The organism is Cellulomonas sp. PSBB021 (assembly GCF_002240455.1).
Lineage (GTDB): Bacteria > Actinomycetota > Actinomycetes > Actinomycetales > Cellulomonadaceae > Cellulomonas > Cellulomonas uda.
Genome location: NZ_CP021430.1, coordinates 2,018,775 through 2,033,360, shown reverse-complemented (window position 1 = coordinate 2,033,360; position 14,586 = coordinate 2,018,775). Strand labels below are relative to the sequence as shown.

14 protein-coding genes are annotated in these 14,586 nt (G+C 73.9%); 11 read left to right on the top strand and 3 right to left on the bottom strand.

Annotation, left to right across the window (positions count from 1 at the left end; genetic code table 11):
- Positions 1–42: 42 nt before the first annotated feature.
- Genes CBP52_RS09160 through CBP52_RS09130 form a run of 7 tightly spaced genes read left to right on the top strand, consistent with a single transcriptional unit; the run spans position 43 to position 7,350 of the window.
- A complete protein-coding gene (locus CBP52_RS09160; RefSeq protein WP_094180683.1) occupies positions 43–3,273 on the top strand; it encodes a [FeFe] hydrogenase, group A in 3,231 nt (1,076 codons plus the stop codon).
- Between the two features lie 23 nt (positions 3,274–3,296).
- Entirely contained in the window at positions 3,297–4,340 is a 1,044-nt protein-coding gene (locus tag CBP52_RS09155) for an ABC transporter substrate-binding protein (RefSeq protein ID WP_157732557.1), read from the top strand.
- 10 nt (positions 4,341–4,350) lie between these two features.
- Entirely contained in the window at positions 4,351–5,175 is an 825-nt protein-coding gene (locus CBP52_RS09150; RefSeq protein ID WP_094180681.1) for an ABC transporter permease, read from the top strand.
- A complete protein-coding gene (locus CBP52_RS09145; protein ID WP_094180680.1) occupies positions 5,172–5,798 on the top strand; it encodes an ABC transporter ATP-binding protein in 627 nt (208 codons plus the stop codon). Before CBP52_RS09150 ends, CBP52_RS09145 begins: the two co-directional genes overlap by 4 nt.
- Positions 5,799–5,808: 10 nt before the next feature.
- Complete coding sequence (locus CBP52_RS09140; protein WP_094182297.1) at positions 5,809–6,423, top strand: FMN-binding negative transcriptional regulator; 615 nt, start codon at positions 5,809–5,811, stop codon at positions 6,421–6,423.
- Between the two features lie 49 nt (positions 6,424–6,472).
- Positions 6,473–6,865: a helix-turn-helix domain-containing protein gene (locus tag CBP52_RS09135; protein WP_094180679.1), complete on the top strand. Its 393-nt coding sequence runs from the start codon at positions 6,473–6,475 to the stop codon at positions 6,863–6,865.
- Positions 6,862–7,350 carry an SRPBCC domain-containing protein gene (locus tag CBP52_RS09130; protein ID WP_094180678.1) on the top strand — a complete coding sequence of 163 codons (489 nt, stop codon included), beginning with the start codon at positions 6,862–6,864 and terminating at the stop codon, positions 7,348–7,350. The genes CBP52_RS09135 and CBP52_RS09130 overlap by 4 nt, the downstream gene beginning before the upstream one ends.
- Positions 7,351–7,451: 101 nt before the next feature.
- Here the strand turns inward: CBP52_RS09130 and CBP52_RS09125 are convergent, their stop codons facing one another.
- Complete coding sequence (locus tag CBP52_RS09125) at positions 7,452–8,588, bottom strand: glutamate--cysteine ligase (protein ID WP_094180677.1); 1,137 nt, start codon at positions 8,586–8,588, stop codon at positions 7,452–7,454.
- Positions 8,588–9,793 carry a class I SAM-dependent methyltransferase gene (locus tag CBP52_RS09120; protein WP_094180676.1) on the bottom strand — a complete coding sequence of 402 codons (1,206 nt, stop codon included), beginning with the start codon at positions 9,791–9,793 and terminating at the stop codon, positions 8,588–8,590. The genes CBP52_RS09125 and CBP52_RS09120 overlap by 1 nt, the downstream gene beginning before the upstream one ends.
- A gap of 221 nt (positions 9,794–10,014) precedes the next feature.
- On the opposite strand from CBP52_RS09120, the gene groES reads away from it, so the two are divergent.
- Positions 10,015–10,311 carry a co-chaperone GroES gene (gene groES, locus CBP52_RS09115; RefSeq protein WP_094180675.1) on the top strand — a complete coding sequence of 99 codons (297 nt, stop codon included), beginning with the start codon at positions 10,015–10,017 and terminating at the stop codon, positions 10,309–10,311.
- A 166-nt stretch (positions 10,312–10,477) separates the two neighbouring features.
- Here groES and CBP52_RS09110 read toward each other — a convergent pair whose 3' ends face one another.
- Entirely contained in the window at positions 10,478–10,783 is a 306-nt protein-coding gene (locus tag CBP52_RS09110) for a WhiB family transcriptional regulator (RefSeq protein ID WP_094180674.1), read from the bottom strand.
- Between the two features lie 370 nt (positions 10,784–11,153).
- On the opposite strand from CBP52_RS09110, the gene CBP52_RS09105 reads away from it, so the two are divergent.
- From CBP52_RS09105 to guaB, 3 genes are all read left to right on the top strand, one after another.
- Entirely contained in the window at positions 11,154–12,074 is a 921-nt protein-coding gene (locus CBP52_RS09105; protein WP_369826346.1) for a MerR family transcriptional regulator, read from the top strand.
- A 185-nt stretch (positions 12,075–12,259) separates the two neighbouring features.
- Entirely contained in the window at positions 12,260–12,958 is a 699-nt protein-coding gene (locus CBP52_RS09100) for a response regulator transcription factor (RefSeq protein ID WP_232514422.1), read from the top strand.
- Positions 12,959–13,012: 54 nt separating this feature from the next.
- A complete protein-coding gene (gene guaB / locus CBP52_RS09095; RefSeq protein WP_094180673.1) occupies positions 13,013–14,530 on the top strand; it encodes an IMP dehydrogenase in 1,518 nt (505 codons plus the stop codon).
- Positions 14,531–14,586: the final 56 nt, after the last annotated feature.

Below are 14,586 nucleotides of genomic sequence, written 5' to 3'. Positions count from 1 at the left end.
GCGACGAGGCCCGGCGCGTGAGCCCTGCGAGGAGGGCGCCGCGTGAGCGTGCACGACGAGCGCGTGACCGTGACGGTCGACGGCCGCGAGGTGGAGGTCGACGCGGGCACGACGATCCTGCGGGCGCTGGCCGCCGAGGGGATCGCGATCCCGTCGCTGTGCCACGACGTGCGCCTCGAGCGCTCCAACGCGAGCTGCGGGCTGTGCGTGGTGGAGGTCGGCGAGGGCGCGCCGCGTGACGTCAAGGCGTGCCTGACGCCGCTGACCGCGGGCATGGTCGTCACGACGCGGTCGCCGCGCCTGGAGGCCTACCGCAAGGTGCGCCTCGAGCAGCTGCTCACGGACCACAACGCCGACTGCGTCGCGCCGTGCGTCCAGACCTGCCCCGCGGGCGTCGACGTGCAGACCTACCTGCAGCACGTCGCGGACGGCAACTACGAGGCCGCGGTGCGGGTGATCAAGGACCGCAACCCGTTCCCGTCGGTCTGCGGGCGGGTGTGCCCGCACCTGTGCGAGTCGGCGTGCCGGCGCAACCTCGTCGACGAGCCCGTGGCGATCAACTACGTCAAGCGGTTCGCGACCGACTGGGACATGGCGCGCGAAACACCGTGGGTCCCGCGGACCGCGCCCGCGACGGGCAAGCGGATCGCCGTCGTCGGCGCCGGGCCGTCCGGGCTGTCCGCGGCGTACTACAGCGCGCTCGCCGGCCACGCGGTCACGGTGTGCGAGAAGCAGGACCACGCGGGCGGCATGATGCGCTACGGCATCCCCGAGTACCGCCTGCCCAAGTCCACGCTCGAGCACGAGATCGACATCATCCGCGCGCTGGGCGTGCGCGTCGTGACCGGCAAGGCGCTCGGCACGCACCTGAGCCTGGAGGACCTGCGCCGCGACTTCGACGCCGTGTACCTCGCGATCGGCTCGTGGCGGGCGACACCGCTGCGCATCGACGGGGAGAACCTCGACGGCGTGTGGCTGGGCATCCAGTACCTCGAGCGCGTGGCGAAGGGCGACGAGATCCCGCTGGGCCGCACGGTCGTCGTCGGCGGCGGCAACACGGCGATCGACTGCGCGCGTACGGCGCTGCGCTCCGGGGCGTCGCGCGTGCAGCTCGTGTACCGGCGCACGCGCCAGGAGATGCCCGCGGAGCCGTTCGAGGTCGAGGAGGCCGTCGCGGAGGGCGTCGAGATGCTCTACCTGACGGCGCCCGCGCGGATCACGGTCGGTGCCGACGGCACCAAGCGCCTCGTCTGCCTGCGCATGGAGCTGGGCGAGGCGGACCGCACCGGGCGGCGTCGCCCCGTGCCCGTCGAGGGCAGCGAGCTCGAGATCGAGGCCGACACGATCATCGGGGCCATCGGCCAGAGCACCGACACGGCGTTCCTCTACTACGAGATGCCCGTGCACATCAGCTCGTGGGTGCGCGGTCGTCCCGCGCACGGCGCCGAGGAGGCCGCGTACGCGGACCTGCCCGTGCGGCTCAACCAGTGGGGCGACGTCGAGGTCGACGGCCGGACCATGCAGTCGTCGGAGGACAAGATCTTCGCGGGCGGCGACTGCGTCACCGGTCCCGCGACCGTGATCCAGGCGGTCGCCGCGGGACGCCGTGCGGCGGCCGCGATGTCGGACTTCGTCCTGCGCGGCTACGTCCGGCCGAGCCACGAGGACTACTCCTGCTCGCGCGGCACGCTCGAGGACCTGCCGCGGCACGAGCTCGAGGACGTCGTGCGCGTCCCACGCGCGACGATGCCGTCGCTGCCCGTCGAGGAGCGCCTCGCGGGGTTCGCCGAGGTCGAGACCGGGCTGACCGAGCAGCAGGCACGCACCGAGGCCGCGCGCTGCCTGTCCTGCGGGTGCGCCAAGCAGGACTGCTGCCAGCTGCGCGACGAGGCGACCGCGCACGGGGTCGTGTTCGAGCTGCCGCTGCACGTGCGGCCGTACGAGCCCGTGGTCGCGGACCACCCGTTCATCGTGCGCGACAACAACAAGTGCATCGCGTGCGGGCGGTGCGTCACCGCGTGCGCCGAGATCGAGGGGCCCGGGGTGCTGGCGTTCCAGTACCACGAGGGCCGGCTCGTCGTCGGCACGCACAACGGGCTCCCGCTGTCGCAGACCGACTGCGTCTCGTGCGGCCAGTGCGTGCGCGCGTGCCCGTGCGGTGCGCTCGACTACGTGCGCGAGCGCGGGGACGTGTTCACCGCGATCAACGACCCGCACACGGTCGTCGTCGGGTTCGTCGCGCCCGCCGTGCGGTCGGTGATCGCCGCGGAGTACGGCATCGAGCCGGCCGCGGCGAGCCCGTTCATCGCCGGGCTCATGCGCCAGGTCGGGTTCGACAAGGTGTTCGACTTCTCGTTCGCCGCGGACCTGACGATCCTCGAGGAGACCACCGAGTTCCTCGAGCGGGTCGCGACCGGGGGCGTGCTGCCGCAGTTCACGTCGTGCTGCCCCGGCTGGGTGAACCTCGTCGAGCGGCGCTACCCCGAGCTGATCGACCACCTGTCGAGCTGCAAGAGCCCGCAGCAGATGATGGGCACGACCGTGAAGCACCACTTCGCCGCGCAGGCCGGCATCGCGCTCGACGACCTGTACGTCGTGTCCGTCGTGCCCTGCATCGCCAAGAAGGACGAGGCCGCGCGGCCCGAGCACACGACCGACGGGGTCCGGGACGTCGACGCGGTCCTGACCACGACCGAGCTCCTCGAGATGGTGCAGATGCTGCGGCTCGAGGCCGCGGACGTCGAGCCGGGCGAGTTCGACGAGCCGTACGCGCGCGTGTCCGGCGCGGGTGTCCTGTTCGGCGCGTCGGGCGGTGTGGCCGAGGCCACGCTGCGCATGGCGGTCGAGCAGCTCACCGGTGAGCCGCTCGTCGACCACCTCGACTTCACCGAGCTGCGGGGGACCGACGGGTTCAAGGAGGCGCACGTCACCGCCGGGGGCGTCGACGTGCGGGTCGCCGTGGTCTCGGGGCTGGGCAACGCCGAACCGCTCATCCGCCGGGTGATCGCGGGCGAGGACGTCGGGTACGACCTCGTCGAGATCATGGCGTGCCCGGGCGGGTGCGTGAGCGGCGCGGGTCACCCCGTGCCGACGTGCGCCGCCGAGACGCCCGGCCGCCAGCAGGTGCTCGTCGACATCGACCAGCTCTCGCCGATCCGCAAGTCCCAGGAGAACCCGGACGTCCTGCGGCTCTACGACGAGTTCTACGGCGCACCGGCCTCGCCGCTCGCGCACGAGCTCCTGCACACGACGTACGCGCCGTTCCGCGCGTGACGACGACCGGGAAGGAGGCCGCGATGAGGCGGACCGTCGCCCTGCTCGGCGCGTGCGTGCTCGCGCTGCTCGCCGCGTGCGGCCCGAGCACGCCCCCCACGGACCCGGCCGCCGTCACCACCACCACGCCCGGGCCCCGCCCCTCGCCGTCCGCCGAGCGCGTCACCGTACGGGTCGCCGCGCTCGCGGGCCCGACGACGATCGGTCTGCTCGGCCTGATGCGGGACGCGGCCGCGGGCACCGCGCGCCAGGACTACCGGGTCACCACGTACGGCACGCCCGACGAGGTGGTCCCGCAGCTCGTGCGCGGCGACGTCGACATCGCGCTGCTCCCGGCGAACCTCGCCGCGGTCGTGCACCGGCAGACCCGCACGGACGCGGGCCCGGCCGTGCAGGCGCTGGCCGTCAACACGCTCGGCGTGCTCTCGGTGCTCGAGCACGGGACCGACGTCCGCTCGCTCGCCGACCTGCGCGGCCGCACGGTGCTCTCCACCGGCAAGGGTGCGAGCCCGCAGTACGTGCTCGAGCACCTCCTGCGGCGCGCGGGCCTGACGCCCGGCACGGACGTCACCGTCGAGTACGTGCCCGAGCCCACGCAGGTCGCCGCGGCCCTCGCCGCCACGCCCGGCACGGTGGGTGTCCTGCCGCAGCCGTACGCGACCGCGGTCACCGTGCAGGAGCCGGACGTGCGCGTCGCGGTCGACCTCACGCAGGCGTGGGCGGACGTCGAGCCGTCGTCGCAGCTCGTCACGGGAGTCACGGTCGTGCGGACCGCGTTCGCGCGCGAGCACCCCGGCGCGCTCGCCGACTTCCTCGCCGACGACGCGCGCTCCGTCGCGTTCGTGACCGGCTCGCCGCAGGACGCCGCACCGCTCGTCGTCGCGGCGGGGCTCGTGCGGTCCGCGCCCGTCGCGCAGGCCGCGATCCCCGCGTGCCACCTGGTGCTGCTCACGGGCGACGAGATGCGTGCCGCGCTCGAGGGCTACCTGGCGGTGCTGCACGCCGCGGAGCCGCGGTCGGTCGGCGGGGCGCTGCCGGGGGACGACTTCTACCTGGGTGCGACGTAGGCGGCGCAGGATGACGGGCCGCCAGGTGAGGGGCCGCCGACGGGCGACGACGCAGCGGGCGCGGGTGGCCGTGGCGGTCGTCGGCTGGCTCGTCGTGTGGCAGCTCGCCGCCGCGGCGGTCGACCAGCACGTCCTGCTCGTCGGACCGTGGGACGTGGCGGTGCGGCTCACCGAGCTGGTGCCGACGAGCGCGTTCTGGGCGGCGGTGACCCGCACGCTCGTGAGCATCGCCGCGGGCTTCGTCCTCGCCGTCGTCGTCGGTGTCGCGCTCGCGGCGGCGTGCGCCGCGTCGCGGTGGGCGGACGCGGTCGTCGCGCCCGTCGTCGTGACGGTGCGCGCCACGCCGGTGGTCAGCTTCATCATCCTGGTGCTCGTGTGGACCGACGCGTCCCGCCTCGCGCTCGTGGTCGCGTTCCTCATGGCGCTCCCGGTCCTGCACGCGACCGTGCTCGAGGGCATCCGGGCGCGTGACGTGCGGCTGCTGGAGATGGCGCGCGTGTTCGCGGTCCCGTGGCCGCGGCGGGTCACCGCGGTCGACGTCCCGCAGGTGCTGCCGTTCCTCGTCGCGGGGTGTCGCACGGGTGTCGGTCTGGCGTGGAAGGCGGGCATCGCGGCCGAGGTCATCGGCCTGCCCGCCGGGACGATCGGTGAGCAGCTCTACCAGGCGAGGCTGTTCCTGGCGACGGCGGACGTGCTCGCGTGGACGGTCGTCGTCGTCGTGCTCGCGGCGCTCACCGAGCGCGTCGTGGTCGCGGCCCTCGACCGTGCTGGCGGTCGGGGCGGCGAGCCGGTCCGTCGCCGCCCGTCGGGCCTCGAGGCGGGGGGCGTCGCGTGATCGCGCTGCACGACGTCACGGTCCGGTACGGCGGACGCACCGCGCTCGCCGGCCTGTCGGCCGTGCTGCCGCGGTCCGGTGTGACCGCGGTGACCGGGCCGAACGGTGCGGGCAAGACGACGCTCGGCCGGGTGCTGCTCGGGCTCGTGCCGCCGTCGTCGGGCCGCGTGACCGGGCTCGACGGGCTGCGCCGCGCGGTGGCGTTCCAGGACCTGCGGCTGTGCGAGCAGCTGTCGGCGGTCGCGAACGTGCGGCTGGTGCTGCCGCGGTCGGTGCGCGCGGTGGCCGTCACCGACGCGCTGGATTGCGTCGGTCTCGACGGGCGCGCGTGGCACGTCCCCGTGCGCACGCTGTCCGGCGGTCAGCGCCGCCGCGTCGCGCTCGTGCGCGCGCTCGCGGGCGACGCGGACCTCGTCGTGCTCGACGAGCCGTTCACCGGGCTCGACGCCGCCGGGCGGGACGCGGTCCTCGCGTGGACGCGCGAGCGGCTCGAGGGGCGCACCGTCGTGCTCGTGACCCACGACCCGGGTGACGTCGCGTTCTTCGCGGCGACCGAGCTGCCGCTCGTGCCGGCCGACGCCGGGCCGTGGCCGCCGCAGAATGCGCTGGACGGCGGTCGGTAGCCTCACGCGCATGTACGTCCCGGTGTTCAACGCCATCGACGACGACGACGCGCGTGCGCTCGTGCGTGCCGTCGGGTCCGCCGAGCTCGTGACCGTGGGTCCGGACGGGTTCCCGGTCGCGACGCTGCTGCCCGTGCTGTGGGACGAGGACCGGCTGGTCGCGCACATGGCGCGGGGCAACGGGCAGTGGCGGGGGATCGAGCCAGGCTCGCCGGCGCTCGCCATCGTGGCGGGAGACCAGGCGTACGTGTCGCCGTCCTGGTACGCGTCGAAGGCCGAGCACGGGCGCGTGGTGCCGACGTGGAACTACTCCGCGGTGCACCTCACGGGCCGCGTCACGGTGCACGACGACCCGCGGTGGGTGCGGGACGCGGTCACGCGGCTCACGGATGCGCACGAGGCGCAGCGGTCACGGCCGTGGCGCGTGACCGACGCGCCCGAGGTGTTCGTGACCAAGCAGCTGCGCGCGGTCGTCGGGGTCGAGCTCGTGGTGGAGCGCGTGGAGGGCAAGGCGAAGCTGAGCCAGAACCGGTCCGCGGCCGACCGTGCGGGCGTCGTCGCCGGGCTGCGCGGCGAGGCGGCGGCGGGTGCGCGGGCCGTCGCCGAGGCGATGCGCACGGACTGAGGTCCCCGGGGGTTGTGGCTGAGCCGGTCCGCGCGTAACGTACAACCACATGGTTGTAGGAACAGGCGTCGCCCAGCTCGACCAGGACGAGGTCGACCGGATCTTCGGCGCGCTCGCCGACGCGACCCGGCGCGACATCGTCGTGCGCGTGCTGCGGGACGAGCAGTCGGTCTCGACGCTCGCCCGGCGGTACTCGATGAGCTTCGCGGCGGTCCAGAAGCACGTCGCGGTGCTCGAACGGGCGGCGCTCGTGCACAAGCGTCGGCAGGGACGTGAGCAGATCGTGAGCGGCGACGTCGAGACGGTCCGGGCGGCAGCCCGGCTGCTCGACGCGTACGAGGCGGTCTGGCGCGGCCGGGTGGACCGGATCGCGGACCTCCTCGCCCAGGACGACGACCACCAGCAGCACCCGCCCACCCAGGACGAGAGGGACCCGTCATGACAGTCGTCAGCACGACCAAGGACACGCAGGCGCTCAGCCTCGTGATCGTCGCGGAGCTCGCCGCACCGCCCGAGAAGGTGTGGCAGATCTGGGCCGACCCGCGCAAGCTCGAGCGCTGGTGGGGCCCGCCCGAGTGGCCCGCGACGTTCCCGGACCACGACTTGCGCGTCGGCGGCCACGTCTCGTACTTCATGACGGGCCCGGACGGCGAGAAGGCGCACGGCTGGTGGACGTTCCTGGCGATCGACGAGCACAGGTCCATCGAGTTCGAGGACGGGTTCGCCGACGACGCAGGACAGCCGTCCGACGAGATGCCGACCATCCACGGGCGCGTGACGTTCGAGCCGCTCGAGGGCGGCACCCGGATGACCGTGACGTCGCGGTTCGACACCCTCGAGGACCTCGAGAAGCTCGTCGCGATGGGGATGGCCGACGGCATGACGGCCGCCATGGGCCAGATCGACGCGGTGCTGGCCGATGCCTGAGGGGACGGTGAGCGGCCCCGCCTCGTACTTCCCGTCGATCGAGCGGACGTACGCGCAGCGCTGACCACGCGGGCGGGCTCGAGGCGCGAGTCCCGGCCGGCTCAGAGCGGCTTGCCCGCCCGGAGCTCGGCGACGAGGGACGCGACCACCGCGTCGAGCTCGCCCGCGTTGCGCCGCGCGACCGCGCGCTGGCGCTGGTAGGACGCGCCCCGGCGCAGCACCACGCGCACCTGGTCGAGCTCGTCGGCGCAGCCGAGCCGCTCGGCCACGGGCGCGAGCACCTCGAGCCAGCGGGACACCGAGTCGGTGACCAGCTCCTCGTCGCCGGCCGCGTCGGTGATGACGATCGCGTCCATCCCGTAGCGCGCCGAGCGCCACTTGTTCTCCTGGACGAACCAGGTCGGCATGCTCGGCAGCGGCTCGCCCGCGTCGAGGAGCGTCGAGAAGTGCTCGACGAGGCAGTGCGTCAGCGCCGAGATCGCGGTGACCTCGAGCAGGTTCGTCGCGCCGTCGGCGATGCGCATCTCGAGCGTCCCGAACCGGGGCGACGGGCGGATGTCCCAGCGCACCTCGTCGAACTGGTCGATCACGCCCGTGTGCATCATGTCGCCCACGTACTGCTCGAGCTGCGACCACTCCTCGAACTGGTACGGCAGGCCCGCCGTGGGCAGCTGCTGGAACAGCAGCGCGCGGTTCGACGCGTAGCCGGTGTCCTTGCCGTTCCAGAACGGCGACGACGCCGACAGCGACTGGAGCTGCGCGAACACCGTCAGCATCGCGCGCGAGATCGGCAGCACCTTGGCCCGGTCCTCGACGCCGACGTGCACGTGCACGCCGTAGATCAGCATCTGCCGGCCCCACCACTGCGTGCGGTCGATCAGCGTCGCGTAGCGCTGCTTGTCGCTGACCTTCTGCGTCGCCCAGTTCGCGAACGGGTGCGTGCCGCCGCCCATCAGGTCGATGCGCAGGGGAGCGGCGGCCGCGGCGACCTCGTCGAGCGCGCGCTGCAGGTCCCGGCCCGCCTCGGCGACCGTGCGGCACTTGCCCGAGGAGATCTCGACCGTGTTCCGCAGGAGCTCCTGCGTGATGTTGGGGTGGTCGTGTCCGACGGTGTCGAAGATCGCGTCGGCCGCCTGGCGCAGGTCGCCCGAGTCGGCGTCGACGAGGGCGACCTCCCACTCGAGGCCGACCGTCGAACGCTCGCTGCGGGCGAACGGCAGGTGCACGGGTGCGGCCATCACGCGTCCCCCGGGGTGCTGGTGCGGGTCTCGAGCGGCTCGACGACGAGCACGCTCTGCTGCCCGGCGATGCGCGTCAGGACGATCGTGCCCGTCGCCTCGCCCCGCAGGTCGAGCTGGCGGCGCAGCTGCTCGGGCACGACGGCGGTGCCGCGCTTCTTGATCGTGAGCCGCCCGACGCCGCGCTCGCGCAGGTACGTGCGCAGGCGCTTGAGACCGAACGGCATGCGGTCGAGGACGCGGTAGCCCGTCGCGAACGGGGTCGCGCTGCGCTCGTCGGACGTCACGTACGCGATCGTCGGGTCGACGAGGCGTCCGCGCACGTCGAGCGCGACGTCCCCGACGAGCCCGGCGCGGATCACCGCCCCGTCGGGCTCGTACAGGTAGCCCCCGAGCTCGCCGACGTGCGCGGCCGCGGGCTCGTCGGGTGCGAGGACGTGCGCGGTGCCGCCCGCGAGGACGAGCGCGGACCGCCCGGGGCCCTCGGGTGCGAGGGGCCCGAACCACAGACCCAGCTCGACGACGTCACCGTCGACCGAGACCCACTGCGCGCGCGCGTCCGCGGGCAGGTCGCGGTGCGCGACGCCCGGGCCGAGCTTGAGGCCGAGGGCGGGGACGCGCTCGCGTACGGCGAGCACCGCGTCGAGCGGCGGTGCGTACGCGGCCGGGTCGTGGACGCGCGAGCCGCCGCCCGTGCGCCGGGCGGGGTCGGCGTAGACGCCGTCGACGTCCGCGAGGTCGAGCGTGAGGCCGTCGGTGTGCCGGACCTCGACCTCGGGGAAGTGGCGCAGGTTGACCGTGGCGATCGCGGCGGTCATCTCGTCGAGCTCGGCCGCGGTGACGCGCAGCCCCACGCCCGCGAACGCGAGCGCGTCGGCCCCGATCCCGCACGTGAGGTCCGCGACGTGCGTCAGGCCCGCGTCGCGGTACCGGCGCGCGTGGTGCGCGGCGACCTCGAGCCGGGTCGCCTGCTCGAGCCCGGCGGACGTGAACAGCATGCCGTCGGCGAAGTCGCCGAGCTTGGCGTGGGCCTTGGCGCGCAGCCGGGACTGCGTGAGCGCGGCCGCGACGAGTGAGGGGTGCAGCCCCTCGGCGCGCAGCCGCTCGCCCAGCGGCATCGCCAGCCGCTCGTCGTACGGCGGCAGGGCGGACAGCAGCGCCCACCCCTCGGGGGCGAGCAGCCGGCTGAGCCCGTCGGCATCCATGGCGGCGATCCTTCCACCTGTCGCGCGCCGCGGTGCACCGCACCGGGCGGCGGGTGGACACGGTTAGCACTCGCCTTGACCGAGTGCCAAGGCGTTCCTAGAGTGAGGGAACTGGCACTCTCGGTGTGAGTGTGCCAATGCGCCAGGCCTTCCGGCACCCGCGACGACGGTGGCTGGGCGCGACCCGCTGAACCACTCAACACGCGAAGGGGAGGTCCGCTGTGTCGGTCTCCATCAAGCCGCTCGAGGACCGGATCGTCGTGAAGCCGCTGGAGGCGGAGACGACGACGGCCTCGGGCCTGGTCATCCCGGACTCCGCCAAGGAGAAGCCCCAGGAGGGCGAGGTCCTCGCGATCGGTCCGGGCCGGATCGACGACAAGGGCAACCGTGTCCCGCTCGACGTCGCCGTGGGTGACAAGGTCATCTACTCGAAGTACGGCGGCACCGAGGTCAAGTACGCCGGCGAGGAGTTCCTGATCCTCTCGGCGCGCGACGTGCTGGCGGTCGTCGCCAAGTGATCGCCCGCCGGCTCGCGCCGCCGTCCGTGTGACGGTGACCGCGGTCGGCGACGACGAGGGCCCCCGTCCTGGTGGACGGGGGCCCTCGTCGTTCCCCGGTGGGTCCCGGTGGTCTCTCGGTGCCCGAGGTGCCTCGCGGCGGTCCGGGCGGTGGCAGCAGCGGGAGTCAGGCGCTGGTGCGGGCGACGACCGTGCGGGCACGCTGGGCGAGCAGCGCTGCGCGCTCGTCCTCGGAGAGCCCGCCCCAGACGCCGTACGGCTCACGGACCGCGAGCGACTGCTCACGGCACTGCTCGAGCACGGGGCACGTGGCGCACACGGCCTTGGCGGCCTCGGCGCGGCGACGGCGGGCTGAACCACGCTCGCCCTCGGGGTGGAAGAACAGGTCGGGGTCGGCCTGGCGGCAGGCGCCTTCGAACTGCCACTCCCACAGGTCCATCACCGGTCCGGGCAACCTCGAGATCTCGGCCATGCGTCCTCCTCGTGCAATCGTCCGGCTGCGGATCCGGGCGATCTGGTGTCTGGCGGTGGTGCGGTGCTGGTGGGCGGTGACCAGGGTCCGAAGTCCCAGGCCGAGCCGCTGTCGTGACCGGAACGCTACAACCGAGTCAGAATCCGGTCAAGACCCGTTCGCGAGGCAGTCGTGACGCGGTTCGAGTCGCGTGTGTCCCGGTTTTCCCCGAACGGGGGACGGCTCGGGACCGCGCCGGTGCGCGCAGCCCGCGAGGCGACTGGCAGAATCGCGCCATGACCTTGTCGCCCGACGACGGCTCTGCCGCGCCCGAGCGCGACCCGTCGGACGACACCGTGGCGACCGCACCCCCCGACGCCACGCCGCGCCGCTGACGGTCGCGGCCGTCGCCGCGCGCCTGGGCGTCGCGCCCGCGACGCTGCGCACGTGGGACCGCCGGTACGGGCTCGGTCCGTCCGAGCGCTCCGCCGGGTCGCACCGGCGCTACTCCGCGAGCGACGTCGAGCGGCTCCTCGTCATGCGGCGCCTCACGCTCGACGGCGTCGCACCCGGTGACGCCGCGCGCATCGCGAGCGTGACCGAGGTCGAAGGGCACGCGCAGCCCGGCCCGACGAACGTCGAGACCGCCCTGCAGGGCGGCGTCGGCGCGCGCCCGGGCGTGCCGTTCGGTGCGGGCACCCCCACCGCGCTCGTCGACGCCGCCCTCACGGGCGACGCCGCCACGTGCCGCGCGCTCGTCGCGCTGCCGCGCACGGCAGGCGTCGCCGAGCTCGAGCACTGGTGGACCGGGCTGCTCGAGCCGGCGCTCACCGAGCTCGCGCGTCGCACCGTGGTCGACCGGCCCGGGCAGGACGCGCCGCTCACCGTGCGGGCCGCGGCGGTCGAGGCCCTGCGCGCGTGGCTGCCGGCCGCGCCGCGCGGCGGGGGAGTCGTCCTCGTGCTCGTCCCGGAGGGCCAGGAGCGCCCGCTGCTCGTGCACGCGCTGACCGCCGCGCTCGTCGCCGCCGACGTCGACGCGCGGGCCGTGGGCGGGCCGACGAGCGTGCACCACGTGCTCGAGCTCGTGGTCATGACCCGGCCCGGCGCGGTCGTCACGGTCTCGCGACGCGCCGACGTGGACCTGGCGCATGTCGCCCAGCTCGCGCATGCTCATCCCGGGCTCGCCCAGTTCGTCATGATTCCCGACACGACGTCCGACGTGCCCTCGGGTGCGTCGGTGACCCGATCCCGCACGTTCCGCGGACTGCTGCACGAGGTGCTCGCAGTCGCGGGTCGTACTCCGAACGGGTGAAGTCCACGGTGGGCCGCGCCGCGGGCTGCGGGGGGAATGTGCCGGTGTCGGACGTAGCCATACCGTCCGATAGCAGCACATGCGGCCATCAAGCACCCATCCGGTACGCGGGACCCCCACCCGCCGCGCTGGACGGGCTCGCTAACGTCACGTACCCGAAGGGCCGATAGCACACGCAGGTCCCGATGGGGAACACCTGGAAGAAGGAGGACGCGATGGCGGGTGTGGTCGTCTGCCATGCCTCGACCGCCGTTCGTGAACGACTGGTCGTGACGTCGATCGGCGTGCCGACGCTGAGCCCGGTGCGAGCCGCCGCCACCGTCGACGAGCTGCTCGCGCACGCACGTCGCGTCCCGCCGACGGTCGTGCTGCTCGATGCGCACATCCCGGCGCCCGGCGCCGGTGAGGCGATCCGTCGGTTGCGCGCCGTCGCGCCCGGCGTCGCCGTGGTGCTGCTCGCGCAGCCCGACGACTCGGCGGCCCTCGACCGGGCGCTCGCGCTCGGTGCGCGGGGGTTCCTCGCGCCGGACGTCGGCCGTGCGGAGCTCTCGGCGGTCGCGGCGCACGTGCTCGCGAGCCCGGTGCTGCCCGGCGGGCAGCGGCCCGTCGTGGACGTGCCGCGTCCGGCGGTGCCCGCGGCGGAGGCCGAGGGCGGCGCGGGTGTCGCGCAGGAGCCGGCCAAGCCGGCCGTGACGCTCACGAAGCGGGAGATCGAGGTCCTCGTCGGCATGAGCAACGGGCGGTCGAACGCGCAGATCGGGGCCGAGCTGTTCCTCTCGGAGGACACGGTCAAGACGCACGCGCGGCGGCTGTTCCGCAAGCTCGGCGCCAACGACCGGGCCCAGGCCGTGGCGATCGGCCTGCGCGGTGGTCTGATCCGCTGAGCCGCAGTCGTGGACGGGCGGCCGTAGGGGCGGCGGGCGACGTATCCTGAGCGGATGACGGGACCCGACTCGCCGGCCGACCCCTTCGCTCGCATCGGCCTGACCTACGACGACGTCCTCCTGCTCCCGGGAGAGACCGACGTGATCCCCAGCGAGGTCGACACGACCTCGCGGCTCACGCGTGAGATCCACGTCCGCGTCCCGCTGCTCTCGGCCGCGATGGACACCGTGACCGAGTCGCGCATGGCCGTCGCCATGGCGCGCCAGGGCGGCATCGGCATCCTGCACCGCAACCTGTCGATCGCCGACCAGGCGCACCAGGTCGACCGGGTCAAGCGCTCGGAGTCCGGCATGGTCTCCGACCCCGTGACCGTGTCCCCGGACGCGACGCTCGCCGAGCTCGACGAGCTGTGCGGCCAGTACCGCGTCTCCGGCCTGCCGGTCGTCGACGACGAGCGCCGCCTGCTCGGCATCATCACCAACCGCGACCTGCGGTTCGTGCCGGTCGGCGAGTTCGCGACGCGCCGCGTGCGCGAGGTCATGACCGCGATGCCGCTCGTCACGGCGCCCGTCGGCATCGACCGCGACGACGCGGCGGCGCTGCTCGCCAAGCACAAGATCGAGAAGCTCCCGCTGGTCGACGACGCGGGCGTGCTGCGCGGCCTCATCACCGTCAAGGACTTCGTGAAGTCCGAGCAGTACCCGCTGTCGACCAAGGACGCCGAGGGCCGGCTCGTCGTCGGTGCCGCGATCGGCTTCTTCGGCGACGCGTGGGAGCGCGCCACGGCGCTCGTCGAGGCGGGGGTCGACGTGCTCGTGGTCGACACCGCGAACGGCCACGCGCGGCTCATGCTCGACATGGTCCGCCGCCTGAAGTCCGACCCGGCCACGCGCGGCGTGCAGGTGATCGGCGGCAACGTCGCCACCCGCGAGGGTGCGCAGGCGCTCGTCGACGCGGGCGTCGACGCTGTCAAGGTGGGCGTGGGACCGGGCTCGATCTGCACGACGCGCGTCGTCGCCGGCGTCGGGGTGCCGCAGGTGACCGCGATCCACGACGCGTCGCTCGCCTGCAAGCCCGCCGGCGTCCCGGTGATCGGCGACGGCGGTCTGCAGTACTCGGGCGACATCGCCAAGGCGCTCGTCGCGGGCGCCGACACGGTGATGCTCGGATCGCTGCTCGCGGGCTGCGACGAGTCGCCGGGCGAGCTCGTGTTCGTCAACGGCAAGCAGTACAAGCACTACCGCGGCATGGGCTCGCTCGGTGCGATGGCCTCGCGCGGGCGCATCTCGTACTCCAAGGACCGCTACTTCCAGGCCGACGTCGCGTCGGACGAGAAGATCGTCCCCGAGGGCATCGAGGGGCAGGTGCCGTACCGCGGGCCGCTCGCGGCCGTCGCGCACCAGCTCATCGGCGGTCTGCACCAGTCGATGTTCTACGTCGGCGCGCACACCATCCCGCAGCTCCAGCAGCGCGGGAAGTTCGTGCGCATCACGGCGGCGGGGCTCAAGGAGTCCCACCCGCACGACATCCAGATGACGGTCGAGGCGCCGAACTACTCGTCGCACCGCTGACCCCTCCCGAACGGCGGCCGCCCCTGCGGGGGTGGCCGCCGTTCGTCGTCCGGGGC